Source organism: Pseudomonas sp. LBUM1662, from assembly GCF_059695915.1.
The window spans coordinates 5,544,394-5,564,670 of the sequence record NZ_CP166793.1 but is presented as its reverse complement, the minus strand read 5'-3'; the positions used below and the strand labels follow the sequence as shown (position 1 = coordinate 5,564,670).

At 59.1% G+C, this 20,277-nt stretch carries 19 protein-coding genes; 10 read left to right on the top strand and 9 right to left on the bottom strand.

Going from position 1 to position 20,277, the window contains the following annotated elements; genetic code table 11:
- Positions 1-199 precede the first annotated feature (199 nt).
- Genes cyoA through cyoE form a run of 5 tightly spaced genes read left to right on the top strand, consistent with a single transcriptional unit; the run spans position 200 to position 5,043 of the window.
- Positions 200-1,144: a ubiquinol oxidase subunit II gene (gene cyoA, locus ACA049_RS25240; protein ID WP_497330729.1), complete on the top strand. Its 945-nt coding sequence runs from the start codon at positions 200-202 to the stop codon at positions 1,142-1,144.
- A 3-nt stretch (positions 1,145-1,147) separates the two neighbouring features.
- Positions 1,148-3,178, top strand: coding sequence for a cytochrome o ubiquinol oxidase subunit I (cyoB, locus tag ACA049_RS25235; protein ID WP_497330727.1), 2,031 nt, complete (start codon positions 1,148-1,150; stop codon positions 3,176-3,178).
- A gap of 3 nt (positions 3,179-3,181) precedes the next feature.
- Positions 3,182-3,808 (top strand): cytochrome o ubiquinol oxidase subunit III, encoded by a 627-nt coding sequence (locus ACA049_RS25230; protein ID WP_497330725.1) that lies wholly within the window; start codon positions 3,182-3,184, stop codon positions 3,806-3,808.
- Positions 3,809-4,144, top strand: coding sequence for a cytochrome o ubiquinol oxidase subunit IV (gene cyoD, locus ACA049_RS25225; protein ID WP_497330723.1), 336 nt, complete (start codon positions 3,809-3,811; stop codon positions 4,142-4,144).
- Positions 4,145-4,155: 11 nt separating this feature from the next.
- Positions 4,156-5,043, top strand: coding sequence for a heme o synthase (gene cyoE, locus ACA049_RS25220; protein WP_438657783.1), 888 nt, complete (start codon positions 4,156-4,158; stop codon positions 5,041-5,043).
- A gap of 187 nt (positions 5,044-5,230) precedes the next feature.
- On the opposite strand, the gene ACA049_RS25215 is transcribed toward cyoE, so the two are convergent.
- Positions 5,231-6,634, bottom strand: a complete 1,404-nt coding sequence (locus ACA049_RS25215; protein ID WP_497330721.1) for an aminotransferase-like domain-containing protein — start codon at positions 6,632-6,634, stop codon at positions 5,231-5,233.
- A gap of 133 nt (positions 6,635-6,767) precedes the next feature.
- Between ACA049_RS25215 and ACA049_RS25210 the strand changes: the two genes are divergently transcribed.
- Positions 6,768-7,250 (top strand): RidA family protein, encoded by a 483-nt coding sequence (locus tag ACA049_RS25210; protein ID WP_497330719.1) that lies wholly within the window; start codon positions 6,768-6,770, stop codon positions 7,248-7,250.
- Between the two features lie 58 nt (positions 7,251-7,308).
- Here ACA049_RS25210 and ACA049_RS25205 read toward each other — a convergent pair whose 3' ends face one another.
- The 4 genes from ACA049_RS25205 to ACA049_RS25190 all read right to left on the bottom strand — a co-directional run bounded on the left by ACA049_RS25205 (position 7,309) and on the right by ACA049_RS25190 (position 11,157).
- Positions 7,309-8,013, bottom strand: coding sequence for a hypothetical protein (locus ACA049_RS25205; protein WP_497330717.1), 705 nt, complete (start codon positions 8,011-8,013; stop codon positions 7,309-7,311).
- Positions 8,014-8,129: 116 nt separating this feature from the next.
- Entirely contained in the window at positions 8,130-8,873 is a 744-nt protein-coding gene (locus tag ACA049_RS25200; protein WP_497330715.1) for a DUF72 domain-containing protein, read from the bottom strand.
- A 53-nt stretch (positions 8,874-8,926) separates the two neighbouring features.
- Complete coding sequence (locus tag ACA049_RS25195; RefSeq protein ID WP_497330713.1) at positions 8,927-10,444, bottom strand: sensor histidine kinase; 1,518 nt, start codon at positions 10,442-10,444, stop codon at positions 8,927-8,929.
- Positions 10,441-11,157: a response regulator transcription factor gene (locus tag ACA049_RS25190; RefSeq protein ID WP_497330711.1), complete on the bottom strand. Its 717-nt coding sequence runs from the start codon at positions 11,155-11,157 to the stop codon at positions 10,441-10,443. Before ACA049_RS25190 ends, ACA049_RS25195 begins: the two co-directional genes overlap by 4 nt.
- 152 nt (positions 11,158-11,309) lie before the next feature.
- Between ACA049_RS25190 and msrB the strand changes: the two genes are divergently transcribed.
- The 3 genes from msrB to msrA are packed head-to-tail and all read left to right on the top strand — an operon-like array spanning position 11,310 to position 14,374.
- Complete coding sequence (gene msrB / locus ACA049_RS25185) at positions 11,310-11,828, top strand: peptide-methionine (R)-S-oxide reductase MsrB (protein WP_497330709.1); 519 nt, start codon at positions 11,310-11,312, stop codon at positions 11,826-11,828.
- A 43-nt stretch (positions 11,829-11,871) separates the two neighbouring features.
- Entirely contained in the window at positions 11,872-13,635 is a 1,764-nt protein-coding gene (locus ACA049_RS25180; RefSeq protein WP_497330707.1) for a cytochrome c biogenesis protein DipZ, read from the top strand.
- 31 nt (positions 13,636-13,666) lie between these two features.
- On the top strand, positions 13,667-14,374 hold the full coding sequence (gene msrA, locus ACA049_RS25175) for a peptide-methionine (S)-S-oxide reductase MsrA (protein WP_497330705.1): 708 nt from the start codon (positions 13,667-13,669) through the stop codon (positions 14,372-14,374).
- A 31-nt stretch (positions 14,375-14,405) separates the two neighbouring features.
- Here the strand turns inward: msrA and ACA049_RS25170 are convergent, their stop codons facing one another.
- Together ACA049_RS25170 and ACA049_RS25165 are read right to left on the bottom strand one after the other, a co-directional pair.
- Positions 14,406-15,419 carry a sensor domain-containing diguanylate cyclase gene (locus ACA049_RS25170; RefSeq protein ID WP_497330703.1) on the bottom strand — a complete coding sequence of 338 codons (1,014 nt, stop codon included), beginning with the start codon at positions 15,417-15,419 and terminating at the stop codon, positions 14,406-14,408.
- A gap of 72 nt (positions 15,420-15,491) precedes the next feature.
- Entirely contained in the window at positions 15,492-16,397 is a 906-nt protein-coding gene (locus tag ACA049_RS25165; protein WP_497330701.1) for a LysR family transcriptional regulator, read from the bottom strand.
- 102 nt (positions 16,398-16,499) lie between these two features.
- Between ACA049_RS25165 and ACA049_RS25160 the strand changes: the two genes are divergently transcribed.
- The gene (locus ACA049_RS25160) at positions 16,500-17,675 is read left to right on the top strand and encodes an aspartate aminotransferase family protein (protein ID WP_497330699.1); all 1,176 of its coding nucleotides are present in this window, start codon (positions 16,500-16,502) and stop codon (positions 17,673-17,675) included.
- Between the two features lie 141 nt (positions 17,676-17,816).
- On the opposite strand, the gene ACA049_RS25155 is transcribed toward ACA049_RS25160, so the two are convergent.
- Both ACA049_RS25155 and ACA049_RS25150 read right to left on the bottom strand, forming a co-directional pair.
- A complete protein-coding gene (locus tag ACA049_RS25155) occupies positions 17,817-18,305 on the bottom strand; it encodes a P-loop NTPase family protein (RefSeq protein ID WP_497330697.1) in 489 nt (162 codons plus the stop codon).
- 14 nt (positions 18,306-18,319) lie between these two features.
- On the bottom strand, positions 18,320-20,242 hold the full coding sequence (locus tag ACA049_RS25150; RefSeq protein ID WP_497330695.1) for an alkaline phosphatase D family protein: 1,923 nt from the start codon (positions 20,240-20,242) through the stop codon (positions 18,320-18,322).
- Positions 20,243-20,277: the final 35 nt, after the last annotated feature.

Here is a 20,277-nt window from a genome sequence, read left to right as displayed (position 1 = left end):
AAATGGAATTGGTCTGTAACAAGGCCTTTGACCACGAATTCGAATAAGAACTTACCGCTAGCCCAGGATTTGTCGAACAGCGTCTGACGCGCGACGGGCAGCCCTTATTCAATCCAAGAAAAATGCCAACCCTTGGCAGGGTGAAGTGTTGGCGATCAAAACCCAACTGCATTGCGCAAGCTGCTTTAGAGGTCGTGAGATGAGTAAAAACAGGTACCCCAGACTACTAGGCTTATTGCCGCTGCTCGGCACGTTGTTGCTGTCAGGCTGCAACATGACCTTGCTCGATCCCAAGGGCCAGGTTGGCCTGGATGAGCGAAACCTGATCATCACCGCAACGCTGCTGATGCTTCTGGTCGTGGTACCGGTCATCGTCATGACCTTCCTGTTCGCCTGGAAATATCGCGCGTCCAACCAGGACGCCGTCTACACGCCGAAGTGGTCGCACTCCACCAAGATCGAAGTCGCGGTGTGGGCTATTCCAGTGCTGATCATCATTGCCCTGGGTTATGTCACCTACAAGTCGACCCACGCGCTGGATCCTTACAAGCCGCTGGAGTCCGACGTCAAGCCAATCACCATTGAAGTGGTCGCGCTGGACTGGAAGTGGATGTTCATCTATCCGGAGCAAGGCATCGCCACCGTCAACAAGATCGTGTTCCCGGCGCACACGCCGATCAACTTCAAGGTGACTTCGGACTCCGTGATGAACTCGTTCTTCATCCCGGCGCTGGGCGGCCAGATCTACGCGATGGCCGGCATGCAGACCAAACTGCACCTGATCGCCAACCAGAACGCTGAAATGGACGGTATCTCCGCCAACTACAGCGGCGCTGGTTTCACCGGCATGAAATTCAAGGCTATCGCAACTTCCCAGGAAGATTTCGACGCCTGGGTAAGTGAAGTCAAAAAGGCACCTAAACAGCTTGAAGAAGCTGAATACGCAGCCCTTTCCAAGCCGAGCCAGAACAACCCAGTCGAGCTCTACTCCTCGGTCACTCCGAACCTGTTCCAGATCATCGTCGACAAGTACGAAGGCATGAAACCGGGTCCGAAGGTCAAGCACGAGAAGAAAGAGAAAGAAGTGGCCGCTACGCAAGGAATGGACATGAACTCGCATTCAGCTGCCGGGGCAGAGGAGTAAACGATGTTTGGTAAATTAAGTTGGGAAGCGGTCCCGTTCCACGAACCGATCGTGATGATAACCATCGCCATGATCGCGCTCGGTGGTCTGGCGCTGTTCGCTGCAATCACTTATTTCAAGAAGTGGACCTACCTGTGGACCGAGTGGCTGACCTCGGTTGACCACAAGAAAATCGGCGTGATGTACATCATCGTCGCCATGGTCATGCTGCTGCGCGGTTTTGCCGACGCCATCATGATGCGTACCCAGCTGGCCATGGCCACCGAGGGTTCGCCTGGCTACCTGCCGCCTGAACACTATGACCAGATCTTCACCGCTCACGGTGTGATCATGATCATCTTCATGGCGATGCCATTCTTCACCGGCCTGATGAACCTTGCAGTGCCACTGCAGATCGGCGCGCGTGACGTTGCCTATCCGTTCCTGAACTCCCTGAGCTTCTGGCTGCTGGTGTCCGGCGTGGTGCTGATCAACCTGTCCCTGGGCGTCGGCGAATTCGCCAAGACCGGTTGGGTTGCCTATCCGCCGCTGTCGGGCCTGCAATACAGCCCTGGCGTGGGGATGGATTACTACATCTGGGCGCTACAGCTATCCGGGTTAGGTACGACGCTGACGGGGGTCAACTTCCTGGCCACCGTGCTGAAAATGCGTACCCCTGGCATGAAGCTGATGGACATGCCGATCTTCACCTGGACCTGCACCTGGGCCAACGTCCTGATCGTGGCTTCGTTCCCGATCCTGACCGCTACCCTGGCACTGCTGACGCTTGACCGTTACATGGATTTCCACATTTTCACCAATGAACTTGGTGGCAATCCAATGATGTACGTCAACCTGTTCTGGGCCTGGGGTCACCCCGAGGTGTACATCCTGATTCTGCCGGCGTTCGGGATCTTCTCCGAAGTCATCTCGACCTTCACCGGCAAGCGTCTGTTCGGCCACCACTCGATGGTCTACGCATCGGGTGCGATCTCGATCCTGGGCTTCATGGTCTGGCTGCACCACTTCTTCACCATGGGTTCGGGTGCGAGCGTCAACGCCTTCTTCGGTCTGGCGACGATGCTGATTTCGATCCCGACGGGGGTGAAGCTATTCAACTGGCTGTTCACCATTTACCAAGGCCGTCTGCGTTTCACCAGCCAGGTTCTGTGGACCCTGGGCTTCATGGTGACCTTCGCCATCGGCGGCATGACCGGCGTATTGCTGGCCATCCCGGGTGCTGACTTCGTCCTGCACAACAGCCTGTTCGTGATCGCTCACTTCCACAACGTGATCATCGGCGGCGCGGTATTCGGCTACATCGCCGGCTTCGGCTTCTACTTCCCTAAAGCGTTCGGCTTCAAGCTGCACGAAGGTTGGGGCAAGGCAGCGTTCTGGTTCTGGATCTCGGGCTTCTTCGTCGCATTCATGCCGCTCTATGCACTGGGCTTCATGGGCATGACCCGTCGTCTGAACGCCACCACCAACCCTGAGTGGGTGCCGTACCTGTACGTCGCCATGTTCGGTGCGGTGATGATCGCTGTCGGTATCGCTTGCCAGCTGATCCAGCTCTACGTGAGTGTGCGTGATCGCAACAAGCCAGAAAACATGTGCGAACACGGCGACCCGTGGAATGCCCACACGCTGGAATGGTCGACCTCGTCGCCACCACCGTTCTACAACTTCGCTGTGCTGCCAAAAGCCGAAACCATCGACCCGTTCACCGAAGCCAAGGAAAACGGTACCGCGTACCAGGCTCCGGCCAAGTACGAACCGATCCACATGCCAAACAACACCGCGACCGGTGTGGTCATGGGCGCTCTGTTGACCGTGTTCGGTTTCGCGATGATCTGGCACATCTGGTGGCTGGCCATCGTTGGCCTGGTTGGCACCGTGGTCTACTTCGTGATCCACGCTGCACGTGATGACCAAGGCTACATGGTGCCGGTCGAGACAATCGAACGCATCGAAGCCGAGCAGCACAAGCGTCTGGTAGCGGCCGGGAAAGTCCCAGCCACCGCCACCCGTGTTGAAACCTCGTTGGAACAGGCTTAAACCATGTCGAACTTAGTGACCAATGCTGGACACACCCATGTCGATGGACATGGGCACGATGACCATCACCACGACTCGGGCGAGATGACCGTATTCGGTTTCTGGCTCTACCTGATGACCGACTGCATCCTGTTTGCGTCGATCTTCGCGGCCTACGCGGTACTGGTTAACAACGTAGCGGGTGGCCCGTCGGGCCACGACATCTTCGAACTGCCATACGTGCTGGGCGAAACCGCTCTGCTGCTGTTCAGTTCGATCACCTACGGCTTCGCCATGCTGGCGTTGTTCAAGGGCAAGAAGAACCAGGTGCTGGGCTGGCTGGCCCTGACCTTCATGTTCGGTGCCGGCTTCATCGGCATGGAGATCAACGAGTTCCACATGCTGATCTCCGAGGGCTACGGCCCTAGCCGCAGCGGCTTCCTGTCCGGGTTCTTCACCCTGGTCGGCACCCACGGTCTGCACGTGACCAGCGGTCTGATCTGGATGGCGATCATGATGTACCAGGTGCAGAAAAACGGCCTGACGGCGACCAACAAGACGCGTCTGAGCTGCCTGAGCCTGTTCTGGCACTTCCTGGACGTGGTGTGGATCTGCGTATTCACCGTTGTTTATCTGATGGGGACTATGTAAATGGCTAACGCTCATTCCCACGATAGCCACGACGCCGGCCACGGCAGCGTCAAGTCCTACGCTATCGGTTTCATTCTGTCGGTGATCCTGACCGTCATTCCTTTCGGCCTGGTGATGTACCCATCGCTGCCGAAAGCCATGACCCTGTGGATCGTACTGATCTTCGCAGTGATCCAGGTGCTGGTGCACCTGGTGTACTTCCTCCACCTGGACCGTTCGGCTGCGCAGCGTAACAACGTGATTGCGTTTGTTTTCGCCGCCATCGTGATCGTCCTGCTGGTTGGCCTGTCGCTGTGGATCATGTTCAGCATCCACACCAACATGATGGCGCACTGAGGTAAATCCGGATGTCCTTGAAGCACTTTATCCAAATCACCAAACCGGGGATCATTTTCGGTAACGTGCTTTCTGTGGCAGGCGGATTTTTCCTGGCCTCGAAAGGGCATGTCGATCTGGCCATTTTCCTGGCCGCCATGATCGGCACCTCCCTGGTAGTGGCTTCCGGTTGCGTGTTCAACAACTGCATCGACCGCGACATCGACCTGAAGATGGAACGCACCAAGAATCGTGTGCTGGTCCAGGGCCTGATCTCCCTGAAACTGGCGCTGATCTTCGCGACCGTCCTCGGTGTGGCCGGCGTTGCGTTGTTGTACAAGGTGGCGAATCCGTTGGCGGCGTTGTTCGCGGTCATCGGTTTCGTCATCTACGTCGGCTTCTACAGCCTGTACCTCAAGCGCAAGTCGGTTCACGGCACGCTGGTGGGCAGTCTGTCGGGCGCCATGCCGCCGGTGATCGGCTACGTCGCTGTGACCAACAGCTTCGACATGGCCGCACTGACGTTGCTGGTGATGTTCAGCCTGTGGCAGATGCCGCATTCCTACGCCATCGCGATCTTCCGCTTCAACGATTACCTGGCCGCATCGATTCCGGTGTTGCCAGTGAAACGCGGAATCCAGGTCGCCAAGAAGCACATCCTGATCTACATCCTGGCGTTCCTCGTGGCGACCTTGATGCTGACCTTCAGCGGTTACGCCGGCATGAGCTACCTCGCCGTCGCCGCGGCCATGGGCATGTACTGGTTGTACATGGCCTGGACCGGCTACAAGGCAGTGGATGACACGGTCTGGGCACGCAAGCTGTTCGTGTTCTCGATCTTCACCATTACCGCGTTGAGCGTGATGATGTCTTTGGACTTCAAAGTGCCAAGCGAGCTGTTGCTGACGTACGCGCCTTAAGCGTCGGATGCTGTAAAGAAAAGCCCCGCCCTTCGAGAGAAGGGCGGGGCTTTTTGTTGGAACAGCAAAAGATCGCAGCCTCGTTTCACTCGACAGCTCCTACATTGGAATGCGTACCCCCTGTAGGAGCTGTCGAGTGAAACGAGGCTGCGATCTTTTGATCCTGGGCTAATGGCCTCAGTAAACCTCAGCGATCAAGCAGCCGGAAAAACCGCTCGCGCACCTGCGGGCTATCACTGTGCGCCACGTTGAAGCGCAGGAAGCTGCTGGCATCGGCGGCTTTGCTCAACAGTGTGCCGGGCGCGAGGACGAGGTCGTTTTCGAGGCCTTTGCCGGCCAGCGTTTCGGCATGCAATCCTTCGGGCAATCTCGTCCAGATGAACAGCCCTTCACCCGGTATCGATGACACCGAGCATCCAGCCTCTATCAGCCATTTCGTCACGCGACTGCTCGATTCATACAGGCGATCAACCGTGCGCCGCGTGTGTTTGGTATAGCTGCCGTTGCTGAGCATGGTGCAGGTGATCTGCTCCGCCAGTTCCGAAGTCACACCGCCGCAGGCTATCTTCAAGTTGATCAGCCGTGCGGCCAGTTGCGGCGATAACGCGGTATAGCTGACCCGGCTGTTGGCGGTCAGGGTTTTGGAAAAACCGGACACGTAACTGACATTGTCCAGACCGCTCGCGGCCAGGCGCGGGGTGCGTCTTTGCTGGATGTCGCCATACAAGTCATCTTCGAGGATGTGGACGCCATAACGGTGACTGAGCTCCAGCAGGCGATACACCTGGGCGGCGGAGAACGAGTGCCCGGTCGGGTTGTGCAGCGTGCTGTTGGTCATGTACAGCACGGGGCGATGGGCGATCAGCAATTGCTCGAACGCTTCCAGATCCAGACCGTCGCAATCGCGGGCGATGGTGATGACCTTGGCGCCGTGCAACGCCAGGTTGGTGTGCATGTTGAAGTAGCACGGGTCGTCGAGGAGCACGGTGTCGCCGGGTTTTATCAAAAGGCGCATCAGCAGGTCGATGGCCTGCACGGTGTTGGCGGTAGTGATGATCTGCGCCACCGGCACCTCGATGCCGACGGTCGACAGCTTCACGCGCAACGCTTCGCGCAATGGGAGGTAACCACCGACTTCACCGTATTCGCCCATGCGCAGCGCGGTCGCGCGAAGGGTACTGCGCACGGCTTTGAGCAATTCGTCGGCGGGCAGCCACGAGGCCGGCAGAAATCCGCAGCCGGGGCGTAGCGCGCCGTTGTCCAGCAGCAAGGCGCGGCGGACCCGGCTGAGCGTGTCCTGGGGTTGCAGGTCCGGGCCAGTTGCATGTTGGGGTTGAATGCTCGGGCGGTGAATGTAATGCCCCGAACCTTGGCGGGAGACCACCAGCCCCTTGGCCCGCAAGCGGTCGAGGGCGTCGACCACCGTGGATTTGCCGACGTTCATCAACTCGGAGAGTTCGCGAATCGGCGGCAACTTGGCCCCGTGAGGCAGGCCGCCCTGGTTGATGGCCGCAGACAGCTGATCGACGATCTGCTGCACCAGCGGCACTCCTGGCTGGAACTCGATGGCGGCGATGACGGCGCGCTGCATTTTACTGGTCTCCCTGGCAGTAAAGTTTGTTGGATCTTATACGAAGTTGCCCTGATCAAGACACGCATCTCTCTCTACCATCATCTGCGCGTATGCATGATTGATTAAGAGGGTTCGGTTAATGAGTAATCAAATGAGTCGCGACGAACGCTTCCTCGCGATGGCAAAAGAACTCGGCTTTGATATCTACGACGAGAACTCTGCCGGTGGGCATTACTCGCCGCTGATCCGGCACGATGATGAGCTGTATGTCAGCGGCCTGGTGCCGCGAATGAACGGCAAAATCCAGTACCCCGGCCGTGTGGGGCTGGAACTCAACCTGGCCGATGCCCAAGAGGCTGCCGGTATCAGCGCGATACGCGGACTTGCCCTGATCCGTGAGGCCATCGGTTCGCTGGATAACCTCAAGGCGCTGCTGCGCATCACGGTCTATGTGAAATCGACGTTCGACTTTGTGGACCTCAGCGAGGTGGCCAACGGCGCATCGGACGTTTTTACGCATGTGTTGGGTGACGCCGGGAAACATACCCGAACGACCGTCGGTGTTTACCAGTTGCCAAAAAACGCGCCGATAGAAGTGGATATGATCGCGGCGCTGTATTCGTCGGCGCGGTAAATCTTTTGGGCAATAAAAAGCCCCGCTTCAATGGCGGGGCTTTTCAACTCGATCCGGGTTACTGCGCGGCGATGCTGTAGCCGTCGAACGCGGTCTGCTGCTGAAGTGCGGTGATGATGTTCTTGCGGTTGACCGCTTGTTCGGCCCCGGTGTTGTCCAGGAACGACTCGCTTTCAATCTGCGCATCCTCGCCTTCGCCGACGAAGGTGAAACCGAGGAACTCCAACGCTTTGCGATCAACGTTCAGGCTCGAACGTGGCGTGCGCAGCGGCAGCGTGACGCTCACGCCGTCCTTGCTGATGGTGAACACTTCGAGGTCTTTCTTGGCGCGGGCTGCTTTGCTCTTGCCGCTGCTCGGGTTGCTGATGGCCTGGTGAGTCTGGTTCAACACTTTCAAGGCCAGGCCATAAACGATTTCCTGAAACGCCGGGTCGTCCTTGAAGCTGGAGAGAATACGGCTGATCGGGAACTTGCTGCTCAGGTCTTCCAGCGCGGCAATGTCGGACGCTTCAGCGTCTTTCAGTTGTTTGAGTTCGCCCATCAGCTCATAGGCTTTATCGTCGTCGAAGCTGTCGTGCGCCTGGCGAATCGCGGCGCGCAGCTCGCGGATCTGGTCGCTTTCCCGGGTGGATTGAAAAGCGTCCAGGACCATCTCGCTGATGGTCTTGGCCTGTGGCACATGCTGTGAAAGATTGATGGAGTTTTCGTATTCCGCTTTGGACGACAAGGTGACTACGGATTCAGCGGTATTGGAATCGGACATTGAAATTTCACTACTTCTTTTAACTTGGGTTTAGGCGAGAAAGCACAGGGCCTTTTCAGGCCGACTAATCTATTGGACCTGACCTGAGTTGTCACGGATGAACAGGTGGTTGGTCATCATTTTTGGCGCGGGGGTGTTATCCGCTGAAGCTCCAGCGCATTGGCCGTCGCCGCACCACTGGCGGTGTTGTCGAAGATGCACCAGGCGGGAACGCCGTCGGTAGGGGGTTGTAGCTGTTGAGCCAGGTCTTCAAGCCATCGCCTCTCGTAGCTTGAGTAGTAGATTCGCGGTGACCCGTGCAATCGGTAGTAGCGAATGCCCGGCCAGGCTCCGGGCACATCACCATCGGGCAGTGGCGAAGGATCGGCTGCCACTTGGCCGATTCGATGCTCAATCAGCAGCGCTTGCGCCTCAGGTGTTTGCCAGCTGACATGCCTTGGCTCAAGCACTGCAAATCCTTCGTATCGCTCACGGAGTGTGGATAAGAAAGTTTGAGCCGTTTGTCTTTCAAAGGACAACGAAGGGGGGAGCTGGATAAGTAGACAACCAAGCTTCTGACCCAGATGGGAGCATTGCTCGATAAAGTCATCGATCAACTTTTCACAATCCAGCAAGCGAGCTTCGTGGGTGATCTGTTTCGGGACTTTGACTGAAAACCGAAAACCCTCCGGCACACTCTCGGCCCATCGTGCATAGGTTACCGGGCGGTGAGGCCGATAAAACGAGCTGTTGATTTCCACGCACGTCAACTGTGCGGCGTACCGCTGCAGGTGAGTGCCTGTGGTGGGAAATGCCTCCCACTGTTCGCGGGGCAGGCTCCATCCGGCGCAGCCGATATACAGGGGCGTGGTGGCAGTCATCAGCGTTTTTTCGCCTCAGTATCCGGTTCAAAGCTGTGACCGCTGAAACCTGGCTATTTCCCCATCGAATTCAGGTTCATGGACCGTACGGCCCATTTTTCTGCCGTTTGTTCATCCACCGGCAAGGAAAAACGGAAGGTCGCACCACGTCCCTGGACGTCGATCAACTGGATCTCGCGACCGTGCAATTGCAGGATCCGATGCACGATGCGCAGCCCCAGTCCACCATCGCGCCGGGCACCGCCAATGTTGAAAGGACGCAGGAACAAACCTTCACGCAGTTCGGGGGCGATGCCGGGGCCGGTGTCGCTGACCGTGACTTCGATAAAAGGCCCTTGAGGGCGCAGGCTCAGTTCAATTTCGCCACCCTGAGGCGTATCGCGCAGGGCATTGTCGAAAAGGTTGGTCAGCACTCTTTCGATCAGCCCCAGGTCAGCGCAGGCGGCCGAAACGTTGGGCGCGAAGGTGGCCTTGAGTTCGATCTGCCGTGCTTCGGCGGTGAGTTCAAATTTCTGGAAGATGTCCTGCACCAGATCGGTCAGGGAAAAACGCTCCAGCACAGGTTGCACGAAACCGTGTTCCAGTCGCACCAGTTCCAGCAGCGATTGCGCCAGGCCGCCCACCTTGCGGCTTTGATCCAGGGCGATGCCCAGGTAGCGGCGGCGGTCGGCGGGGGACAGCGTGGCATCTTTGAGTGACAGGGTTTCCAGATAACCGTGCAGCGAGGCCAGCGGTGTGCGCAGGTCGTGGGAAATGTTCGCCACCAGTTCGCGGCGCTCTTGATCCTGGCGAGTCAGCGAGCGCCATTGTTCGCTGAGGCGGGTTTGCATCTGGCGGAAGGCGGCATCGAGTACGGCAATCTCGTCATGACTGGAGGTTTTTTCTACCGGGTCCGAGGCGGGTGGGGTAGAGGGGACGCCGTCGATGTCGAACTGGCTGACTCGTTCGGTCAATCGACGCAACGGTCGAGTGATCAGGGCAAATGCCGCGAGGCCGGCGATCAGGCACAACAGCGCCACCAGACCGATGGACAGCAGCGCGGTATTGAGCGCGGCGCTGGTGGCACCGCGTTCGGCGAAGCGGTCGTGTTCTTCGCTGAGCAACACCACATAGAGGTAACCCTCCTGTTTGCCGTTGACCTGCAACGGCGCGGCGCTGAACACCTTGCGTCCGTCGACGCTGCGCGGGTCGTCGCCGAGAATCGGCAGCGCATCGCCTTTGAGCAACCGCTGGATCGGTGCCAGATCGACCCGGTCCCGATGCATCCGGCCTTCGGGAGCGGCGCTGCCGACAATGTGGCCCTCAGTGTTGAGCAGATAGACCTCGACACTGGGATTGACCAGCATGAGTTTGCTGAACAATTCGCGTATGGCGTTCGGCATCAGGCCGTTGGTGTCCATCAACACAGTATCGCGGGCAATGTGTTGGGCAAGATCGCGCGACAGCCCTTGAACCACTTCCAGTTCGTGCATCTTGTTGGAGCGCACTTGCATCCAGGCCGAGGTGCCACAACACACCAGCAACAGAACGGCAAACACCAGGGACAGGCGCTGTGTCAGGGTCAGCCTCATGGCTGCTCCTCCTTGACCGCGAACTTGTAGCCGCGCCCCCATACCGTGAGGATGCGCGCAGGTTGTGCCGGATCGGCCTCGATCTTGGCCCGCAGGCGGTTGATATGGGTGTTGACCGTGTGTTCGTAGCCTTCGTGGCTGTAGCCCCAGACCGAATTCAGCAGGTCCATCCGCGAGAACACCTTGCCAGGCTGGCGGACGAAGAAATACAGCAGGTCGAACTCCCGCGGCGTCAGGTCCAGGCGACGGCCGTCGAGCGAGACGTCGCGGGTGATCGGGTCGATGGACAGGCCATCCGTCATCAGGCTGCCGGCGTCCATTTTCAGGTTGCGGGCCATGGCGTCGACCCGTCGCAGCAGGGCTTTGACCCGGGCGACCAGTTCAAGCATGGAAAAAGGCTTGGCGAGGTAATCGTCGGCACCGAGTTCCAGCCCCAGGATCCGGTGCATTTCACTGGAGCGGGCGCTGGTGATGATGATTGGTGTGTAGCGCGCCATGGCCCGGGCCCGACGGCAGATTTCCAGGCCGTCGACGCCGGGCAACATCAGGTCGAGGATCAGTGCGTCCCAGCTTCCTTGCTGCAGCAGTCGCATGCCTTCATCACCGTCGGCGCAGTGCACCACCTCGAACTGCTCATCGCGCAGATGCAGGCAGATAAGGTCGGCGATGTGCAGGTCGTCCTCGACCACCAGGACACGTTTGGTCTGTTCCATAAAGCTCAATCCTTTGTAGCGCAATGGGCACATTGTGCGGGTTTTCCTCGGGGCGAGTTATCACGAATTGTTTAACTGCCCGTGAGGATTTGGCGATCAACCCAAGCCTAGGCTGTGTTCCCTATCAGGCATCTGGAATTTTGGAGAAGGCCATGTTTTCACGGCGACAGTTTCTTGTAGCGAGCGGCGGGCTGGGCGCTGCAGCCCTGGTGGTCGGTGTGTTGCCAAAATTTGCCGCCCGTACTGCGCTGGTCAGCGACGCCAGTGCGTCGGAGGTGTTCGAGGTCACTCACACCGACAGCGAATGGCGCGCCCTGCTCAGCGCCGAGCAATACGACATCCTGCGGGAAGAGGGCACCGAGCGGGCCTACAGCAGCCCGCTGAACAATGAGCATCGCGAAGGGATTTTTGCCTGTGCCGGTTGTGACTTGCCGCTGTTCTCTTCCGACACCAAGTTCGATAGCCGCACCGGTTGGCCCAGTTTCTGGGCACCGCTGGACAAGGCAGTAGCGACTCGCCAGGACCGGTCCTTCGGCGTGCTGCGCGAAGAAGTCCACTGCCGGCGTTGCGGTGGTCATCTGGGTCATGTCTTCGACGATGGGCCCAAACCCACCGGCCTGCGTTACTGCATGAACGGTCTGGCGATGACTTTCGAGCCCCAGGCGGCGTGACCCATGGGCACTTCCTTTCACTCATTTAATGCAGGTCGATGCTATGTGGCTTCTGGTTCTCGCTTATCTCGGTGGTGTGCTGACGATTGTCAGCCCGTGCATTCTGCCGGTATTGCCCTTTGTCTTCGCTCGCACCGGGCAGCCGTTCATGAAAAGTGGCTTGCCACTGTTGGCGGGGATGGCGCTGACCTTCGCGCTCGTCGCCTCGTTGGCGGCGGTGGGCGGCGGCTGGGTGGTGCAAGTCAATCAGTACGGTCGCTGGCTCGCGTTGCTGTTCGTGGCACTGTTCGGGCTGACGCTGTTGCTGCCTCGACTGGCCGAGCGCCTGACACGTCCACTGGTGGCGGCCGGCAGCCGACTGTCGGAAGCGGCGGGCGCCGATGCGCGTCCGCGTCCCGGCGCTTCGTTCCTGATCGGCGTCGCCACGGGCCTGCTCTGGGCGCCGTGTGCCGGGCCGATTCTCGGCCTGTTGCTGACCGGCGCGGCGCTGCAAGGGGCAAGCATCGCCACCACGTTGCTGCTGCTGGCCTACGCCGCGGGTGCCGCCACTTCCCTCGCCGTGGCGTTGTTGCTGGGCGGTAAAGTCTTTGCGGCGATGAAGCGCTCGATCGGCGCGGGTGAATGGTTACGCCGAGGTTTGGGCGCAGCGATGTTGGCCGGTGTCGCGGCCATTGCCCTCGGGCTGGACACCGGGATTCTGGCGCGGGTTTCGACGGCTTCCACCGGCGGCATCGAGCAGGCCTTGGTGGGGCGGTTGGCCGGTAAGTCACCGAACAACAGCGGGGCGATGATGGCCGCTGGCGGGGCGATGAAAATGGCGGCGAAAGCGCCGGGCGCATTGCCGATTGAAGGCAACCTCCCGCCGCTGGACGGCGCCGTGCAATGGCTCAATTCACCCCCCCTTACTGTGCAGGCGTTGAAGGGCAAAGTCGTGCTGGTGGATTTCTGGACTTACTCCTGCATCAACTGCCTGCGCACCTTGCCGTATGTGAAAGCCTGGGCCGAGAAGTACCGCGATCAGGGCCTGGTGGTGATCGGTGTGCATGCGCCTGAATTCGCGTTCGAGCGTGATGTGGGCAATGTCACCAAAGCCATGAAAGACCTGGGCATCAACTACCCGGTGGCGATCGATAACGACTACAAGATCTGGCGTGCATTCAACAACGAATACTGGCCGGCCCATTATTTTGCTGATGCACAGGGGCGCATTCGTTATCACCACTTTGGTGAAGGCGATTACGCCGAATCGGAACGCGTCATCCAGCAGTTGCTGCGTGAAGCGGGCGCCTCAAAAGTCGCCGATGGGCTGATCAAAGCCGACGCCACCGGGGTTCAACTTGCCCCCGACATGAATGAAGTCCAGTCACCGGAAACCTATGTCGGCTACCAGCGTGCGGAGCACTTCGTACCTGAGACCGGTCTGGTGCCAGACAAGGTGTCGGCGTACAACACGCCACCGCAATTGGCACTCAACGATTGGGGCCTGGACGGGCAATGGAACGTCGGTTCGGAACGCGCGACCTCAAGTGCGCCGGCCAGCCGCATCGTCTACCGCTTCCACGCTCGTGATTTGCACCTCGTACTGGGCCCCGGCACAGACGGCAAACCGGTGCGCTTCAAAGTGCTGATCGACGGAAAAGCCCCTGGCGATGCCCACGGGACCGACGTGGCGCCCGATGGCAGCGGCAGTGTCACCGAGCAACGGTTGTATCAATTGGTGCGCCAGAACGGCGGTGTGACGGACCGGACCTTCAGCATCGAGTTTCTCGATCCGGGTGTGTCGGCGTATGCCTTTACGTTCGGTTGATAGCCCTATCATTTGTTCAGGAGTCAGACTCATGAAGATCCCAGTTACCTGGCGCCGTACCTTGTTGGGTTTGGCCGCTGCCGGTGTCATCGGCCAATGCTCGGCGTTCTCTTTCGGTGCCGCCGAAGAGGCTGTCATCATCCCGCCGCCTGCCCTGGACGAAATCACTCAGGCCCACAGTGAAACCGCGGTCTTTGCTGGCGGTTGCTTCTGGGGCGTCCAAGGGGTGTTCCAGCACGTCAAAGGCGTGAAACAAGCCGTCTCCGGGTACGCTGGCGGTGAAGCGAACACCGCCCGTTATGAGCGCGTCAGCGATGGCGATACCGGTCATGCGGAGTCGGTCGAGGTCACTTTCGATCCGTCGCAGGTCAGTTACGGCACTTTGCTGCAGATCTATTTCTCAGTGGCGCACAACCCCACCGAGTTGAACCGTCAGGGCCCCGACAGCGGCACGCAGTATCGGTCGGCGATTTTCCCGGCGAACACTGAGCAGCAGCGTGTCGCCCAGGCCTACATTGCCCAGCTCGACGCCGCCCATTCGTTCAACAAACCCATTGCGACCAAGGTGGAAACCTACAACGGTTTCTACCCGGCGGAGGAGGAGCATCAGGACTTTCTGACCGAGCACCCGACGTATCCCTACATCGTGATCAACGACCTGCCGAAAGTGGCACAGCTGAAGCAGCTGTACCCGGATCGGTATCAGGAGAAACCGGTGCTGGTGAAGGCGGGGATGTGATCATGTGGAAGACAGCCGTCGGGAGGCACCGTCATCCGGAAATCACATTCTTGCCCGCAATCTTTGACCGATACAGCGCCTGATCGGCCCTGGCGAGAAGACCGGTCTGTTGCTCTTCTTCAAAGCGCTGGACGACGCCAAAACTCATGGTCACCTGAAACTCTCCCACAGGCGGAAGGCTCGACAGGCCATGGCGGATGTTCTCGGCGAAGGACCGGGCGTCGGCCAGCGACGTATTGGGCAGGATCATGATGAACTCGTCGCCGCCCCAGCGCGCCAATAGGTCGCCGTAACGCACGCAGCGTTTCACGCTTTTGACGACCTGCACTAACGCCGCATCGCCCAGGGCATGGCCGTAGTGATCGTTGATGTTCTTGAAGTCGTCGATGTCCATGGCAATGAGTGACAGCGGCTGCCGAAAGCGCTGGGCACGGTCACATTCCTGGGGCAAGGTTTTTTCCAGGCGATAGCGATTGGCGATCGATGTCAGCGCATCGGTTTCCGCCAGTTTGCGGTTTTCTTCCAGTTGAATTTGCAGCTGCTGATTGACCCGCGACAACTCCCGGGTGCGTTCTTCGACGATGGCTTCCAGGGATTGATTGCGCCGTTCCATCTCTTCGAAGAGACGTTTCTTGTCTTCGATACTGCGGTGCGCACCGACCATCCGCGCGACCGATCCGTCGGCATTGCGTGCCAGCACGTAGCCGCGATCTTCGATCCAGATATAACTGCCGTCCTGCTTGCGGCAGCGATACTCGGCTTGGTAGCCCGGTACGCGTTGATTCAGGTAATCATCAAACACCGTCATCACCCGCGGATAGTCATCGGGGTGCATCACGTTTTCCCAGGTAAACACGGTGTTGTCCAGGGAGTGAGGAGCGTAGCCGAGCATTTCGTACCACCCGGGATTGCGGTAGACGAACCCGGTGTTGGCGTTCCAGTCCCAGATGCCGTCACTGACCAGTTCCAGAATGGTGTGCAACATGTCTTCGTTCAAATCCGACACATTGAATTTCAACGGCTCGATATTTGATGCCTCACCCATCACCGCTCTCCCTGCACTGATATCAAAGTGACCCGTCAGTGGGGGAGATTAGTGCATGGCGTAATACTCCGGCTAGTGCTTGGCCCACAACTGCATGGCGAAGTCGACGAAGCGACGTAATTTCGGCAAGCGGTAGCGATCCTGGGCATACACCAAGTGCATCGGCCGACTCGGCAGTTGATAGTTCTGCATCAACGCCACCAGGTTTCCGTTCAGCAAATCCTGCTCGACCAACGCATCGGGCAACATCACGATGCCCATCCCGGTTCGAGCCGCCTGATGCAGCCCGGCCGAACTGTTGATCAGCATCGGGCCTTTGACGGCCACCATGACTTCGCCTTCCGGCCCGCTCAGGCGCCACTGCTTTTCCACGGATTGCCAGTCATCGCCGACCGGATAGGCAAAGGACAAGCAGTCGTGATGTTGCAGGTCTTCGGGTTTTTCCGGTGTGCCCCGGCGTGCCAGATAGTCCTTCGAGGCGCACATGGTCAGCGTGTAATCGATGAGCGGGCGGGCGATCAGGTTGGACGGTTCGATTGCGCCCAGGCGAAACGCCACGTCGAGACCATTTTCCAGAAGGTCGGGTCGCCCGTTGGTGAGCACCACGTCCAGTTTGACTTGCGGGTAACGCAGGGCGAATTCGCTAAGCGCCGGCGCCAGCTTCTCAGTGCCGAAGGTCAGTGGGGCGGTGATGCGCAAGGTCCCGCTCGGCGCGTCCTGGCTCTGTTCGGCCAGCCGCTCGGAATCCTCCACCAACCCCAGCACTTCCAGGCAGCGCTGGTAATAAGCGGAACCGAATTCCGTCAGTCGCTGACGCCGTGTCGTCCGGTTCAACAAACGCACACCCAGACGTTGCTCCAGCGCGCGAAGGTGATTGCCGACCATGGTTGTCGACATTTCGCACTGCTGGGCGGCGGCGGTCATGCTGCCGGCTTCTACAACCCTGACGTAAACCGTCATTGCCTGGAATAAATCCATTATCAAGCTCAGCTTTAAGATGATTGAAGTGTTGCAGCGTTTATCCAGCTCAGGTGGCTAACCATACTGCAAAAACACCGACAATTGATGGAGCTTGATGTCATGACCGCCGCCTGCCTGATGACCACTTACCAACCTCTGGCCCTGAGTTTCAGCAAAGGCTTGGGCACCCGACTGTGGGATCAGGCGGGTCGTGAGTATCTGGACGCGGTGGCAGGTGTGGCGGTGACCAATGTTGGCCACTCTCATCCCAAAATCGTGTCGGCGATCACCGAGCAGGCCGGGCTGCTGTTGCACACTTCCAATCTCTACAGCATCGACTGGCAGCAACGGTTGGCGCAGAAACTGACGAAGCTGTCCGGCATGGAGCGGGCGTTCTTCAACAATTCCGGTGCCGAAGCCAATGAAACCGCGCTGAAACTCGCACGGCTTTACGGCTGGCACAAAGGCATCGAGCAGCCGCTGGTGGTGGTCATGGAAAACGCATTCCATGGCCGGACGCTGGGCACGTTATCCGCCAGCGACGGCCCGGCTGTGCGCCTGGGATTCAATGAGTTGCCTGGCGACTTCATCAAAGTGCCCTTCGGCGACCTCATCGCACTGGAAAAGGTGCAGCAAGCCCACGGCTCGCGCATCGTGGCCATTCTGATGGAACCGATTCAGGGCGAAAGCGGCGTGCAGTTGGCACCACCCGGTTACCTGAAAGCCGTGCGCGAACGGTGCAACCGGCGCGGCTGGCTGATGATGCTCGACGAAATCCAGACCGGTATCGGTCGTACCGGCCAATGGTTCGCCTTCCAGCACGAAGGCATCGTCCCGGACGTCATGACCCTGGCCAAAGGCCTTGGCAACGGCATCCCCATCGGCGTCTGCCTGGCCCGGGGTAAAGCCGCCGAGTTGTTCACCCCCGGCAGCCATGGCAGCACCTTCGGCGGCAATCCGCTGGCGTGCCGCGTCGGCTGCACGGTGTTGGACATCATCGAAGAACAAGGCCTGCTGGAAAACGCCAGGCTTCAGGGCGATCGCCTGCTGACCAGGCTGCGCGCCGAACTGGCAGACGACCCTAACGTCCTGGCGATTCGTGGCCAAGGCCTGATGATCGGCATCGAACTCAAGCAACCGATCCGCGACCTGACCCTGATCGCCGCACGCGACCACGGCTTGCTGATCAACGTGACACGGGGCAAGACCATTCGCCTGCTGCCACCGTTGACGATTGATGAGCGGGAAGTGGAGATGATTGTCAGAGGGGTTTGTCGGGCGCTAACCACCGCCTGAAATGCTTACCCTGTAGGAGCTGTCGAGTGAAACGAGGCTGCGATCTTTTGATCTTGTTTTTTAAGATCAAAGTCAAAAGATCGCAGCCTCGTTTCACTCGACAGCTCCTACACATAGTGTCTGACCCGTCGAGATTGCTGTTCAACAACCGTTGGCGAAGGCCGTGATTTCACTTCTATCCACGAGCTTGATCTTCGAACCGCTGAACCCTTCAAACAGTTGCCGGTGTGCGGAAAACCCACTGGAATCTTCGCGAACACGGTAACTGCCGGCCCATTCCAGCAACGCTATCAGCAACTCGTCGTTGTCCGGTCGGTTTTCTCGCTGGCGAATATTGGCGACGCAGCGTTCGTCGTCAACACACAGCCAGACAAGCGCAGTGGCGCGGTGGATAAGTTCGCTGATGATCCAGCCGTACACCCCTTCAATCACCCACCGTGGTTGATCCGCCGCGATGCGCGCCATGGCGAGGGCTTCGGGGCGAGGGCGGGCGATGCTGCATTCATCTGACACCCAATGAACCTGATCAAGATCGGTCCAAGGCGCATGAAGTTTTTCGGCCAGTCGTTTAGCCAGCCAACTTTTGCCAGAACCAGAGTTGCCGATGATCAGGGTTCGGGTGAGGTCCATGGTGGCTCACATTTTCAGTCTTCGTTGTCAGGCGCAATCATCCGCGTCTTCGGCGCGCCGTTTGAGTTGTGCTGATAGATTTCCTGCGGCTGTCCTTTCTCATTGAAGAACACTTGGCCGATTCCCGCCGAATTCCACAACCGTTCACCTGCTTCCGCATGTTCAGGGACATGCGGGATGATGCGCATGCGGCGGCGTTTGGTCAGCCAGTTGAGCGGCGAACGCGGCGAGTAGAGCCAGCGATTGAGGCGGTCGAACCATTCGAGCAGCGCGGGCGGGAATTCGTTCTTGATGCCGCTGCTGGTGATCTGCCAGATCCTCGGCCCCGCCTTGCGGTGTCGGATCAGCACTTCGTAGACGAAGGAATAATGCACATCGCCCGACAGCACCACGTAGTTACCGGGCGTACGCGAGTGTCGGAAAATGTTCAGGATCACCTGGGCCGCGCCGCGATGAGCCATCCAGTTTTCCGCATCGACCAGCAGCGGATAACCGCACCAGCTGAACACGCGTTGCACGGTTTCGATGAGTTTGACGCCGAAGATCGGCGCCGGCGAAACGATGATCGCCGACGGGTGATCGAGCAGTTCCTGTTGCAGTTCGCTGAGGGCTTCCCAGTCCAGCAGACCCGAAGGTTGCTTGAGGTTCATCTCGCTGCGCCAGCGTCGGGTGCGGGTGTCGATGACCACGAGCGCCGGGCTGGTCGGCAGCACGTAATGCCAGTGTTGAAAATCGAGCAGCTCATCGATCAGAGCGTCCTGGACGTCGCTGTCGAGATAATGGTCGTGCCCGGTGGCACTCAGCAATCGGGCTTTTTCCAGTACACCGGCGAACGCATCCGGATTGTTGCCCCAGCCCTGGCATAGCATGTAGGCGATCAGCGCATTACCGATGATGCGCTTGGAGAACGGGTGGCCGTAGGCCGTCTCCTCCCATTGCGCGGACAGGTTCCAGTCATCGGTAATGTCATGGTCGTCGAAAATCATCAGGCACGGCAGATGCGCCATCGCCCGCGCGACACCGCCCAGCCCAGCCTTGAAATCATCGATGCGGGTTTGTTCAACGGCGTAACGTTTGCGTCTTTCGGGCGTGAGCGCTGGTGGTTGTGGCGCGATCAGCGTCCAGGGTGTCGGCGACCAGACCAGCAGGTACATGGCCATGACTTCGGCGAACGTCACCAGGTGGTTGTCGGCACTGCTGCTGGTGAAAATCGGCTTACGCGCCCCTCCGAAAAATCGCTCGCGCAGGGTTTTGTTGCTCTCAAGCGCCGGTAACAAATCCGCACGATGGTAGTAACTGGCAGGGTGTTCGTAGAGCTTGGCGCTGTCGCTGACCACCGCCCCTTCGAGGTGTTCTTCGAACAGCCCCAATTGCTCGATCAGGGCATGAATCGCCCGCAACATCGGGCCGGCGACATCGTCGGCGTACACTTGGTCGCCGCTCATCATCAGCAGGGCCGGGCGCTCCGTCGCGGCATGTTCCGTCGCCAGAAAACGGTCGACGCACAGTAAACCGTCGGCTGCCGGGTGATGAGGTTTACGGCAGGAACCGTGCATTAACTGATCGATGCGCGAACGCAAAACGAAATTCGGGCAACGGGCTTCGCCGTACAGCAGATGAGGCGCCCAGTCGGCAATGCCTTCCAATGCGTCATCAATCAGCAGGTCATAATCGATCCGGGTGTCGCAGGGCAGGGCGGTTGTCAGCGGGACATCGATCAGGTGAACGAACGCATGCTTGCCAATCGGAATGATCGTGCATTGCCCGGCGTCGAGGCGAATATCGCCGACACCTTGCAGGCGCAAGGTCGCCGACAAGGCCCGGGTTCCCACCAGCCAGAGCACCAGGCGCGTGGGCTCCAGACGCCGCAACAGCGGGCCGGCGAGGACCGGTGGCAGAGAGCGATGGCTGTCGGGGAATGGCGAAGACATGGGCATGCAGGTTCAAGACTCTTGGTGCACAGAGCGCGCGA

Excerpts from the sequence above, each read along its gene's own strand:
- cyoA (WP_497330729.1), top strand. The coding sequence starts at position 200 with ATGAGTAAAAACAGGTACCCCAGACTACTAGGCTTATTGCCGCTGCTC.
- cyoB (WP_497330727.1), top strand. The coding sequence starts at position 1,148 with ATGTTTGGTAAATTAAGTTGGGAAGCGGTCCCGTTCCACGAACCGATC.
- ACA049_RS25230 (WP_497330725.1), top strand. The coding sequence starts at position 3,182 with ATGTCGAACTTAGTGACCAATGCTGGACACACCCATGTCGATGGACAT.
- cyoD (WP_497330723.1), top strand. The coding sequence starts at position 3,809 with ATGGCTAACGCTCATTCCCACGATAGCCACGACGCCGGCCACGGCAGC.
- cyoE (WP_438657783.1), top strand. The coding sequence starts at position 4,156 with ATGTCCTTGAAGCACTTTATCCAAATCACCAAACCGGGGATCATTTTC.
- ACA049_RS25215 (WP_497330721.1), bottom strand. The coding sequence starts at position 6,634 with ATGCAGCGCGCCGTCATCGCCGCCATCGAGTTCCAGCCAGGAGTGCCG.
- ACA049_RS25210 (WP_497330719.1), top strand. The coding sequence starts at position 6,768 with ATGAGTCGCGACGAACGCTTCCTCGCGATGGCAAAAGAACTCGGCTTT.
- ACA049_RS25205 (WP_497330717.1), bottom strand. The coding sequence starts at position 8,013 with ATGTCCGATTCCAATACCGCTGAATCCGTAGTCACCTTGTCGTCCAAA.
- ACA049_RS25200 (WP_497330715.1), bottom strand. The coding sequence starts at position 8,873 with ATGACTGCCACCACGCCCCTGTATATCGGCTGCGCCGGATGGAGCCTG.
- ACA049_RS25195 (WP_497330713.1), bottom strand. The coding sequence starts at position 10,444 with ATGAGGCTGACCCTGACACAGCGCCTGTCCCTGGTGTTTGCCGTTCTG.
- ACA049_RS25190 (WP_497330711.1), bottom strand. The coding sequence starts at position 11,157 with ATGGAACAGACCAAACGTGTCCTGGTGGTCGAGGACGACCTGCACATC.
- msrB (WP_497330709.1), top strand. The coding sequence starts at position 11,310 with ATGTTTTCACGGCGACAGTTTCTTGTAGCGAGCGGCGGGCTGGGCGCT.
- ACA049_RS25180 (WP_497330707.1), top strand. The coding sequence starts at position 11,872 with ATGTGGCTTCTGGTTCTCGCTTATCTCGGTGGTGTGCTGACGATTGTC.
- msrA (WP_497330705.1), top strand. The coding sequence starts at position 13,667 with ATGAAGATCCCAGTTACCTGGCGCCGTACCTTGTTGGGTTTGGCCGCT.
- ACA049_RS25170 (WP_497330703.1), bottom strand. The coding sequence starts at position 15,419 with ATGGGTGAGGCATCAAATATCGAGCCGTTGAAATTCAATGTGTCGGAT.
- ACA049_RS25165 (WP_497330701.1), bottom strand. The coding sequence starts at position 16,397 with ATGGATTTATTCCAGGCAATGACGGTTTACGTCAGGGTTGTAGAAGCC.
- ACA049_RS25160 (WP_497330699.1), top strand. The coding sequence starts at position 16,500 with ATGACCGCCGCCTGCCTGATGACCACTTACCAACCTCTGGCCCTGAGT.
- ACA049_RS25155 (WP_497330697.1), bottom strand. The coding sequence starts at position 18,305 with ATGGACCTCACCCGAACCCTGATCATCGGCAACTCTGGTTCTGGCAAA.
- ACA049_RS25150 (WP_497330695.1), bottom strand. The coding sequence starts at position 20,242 with ATGCCCATGTCTTCGCCATTCCCCGACAGCCATCGCTCTCTGCCACCG.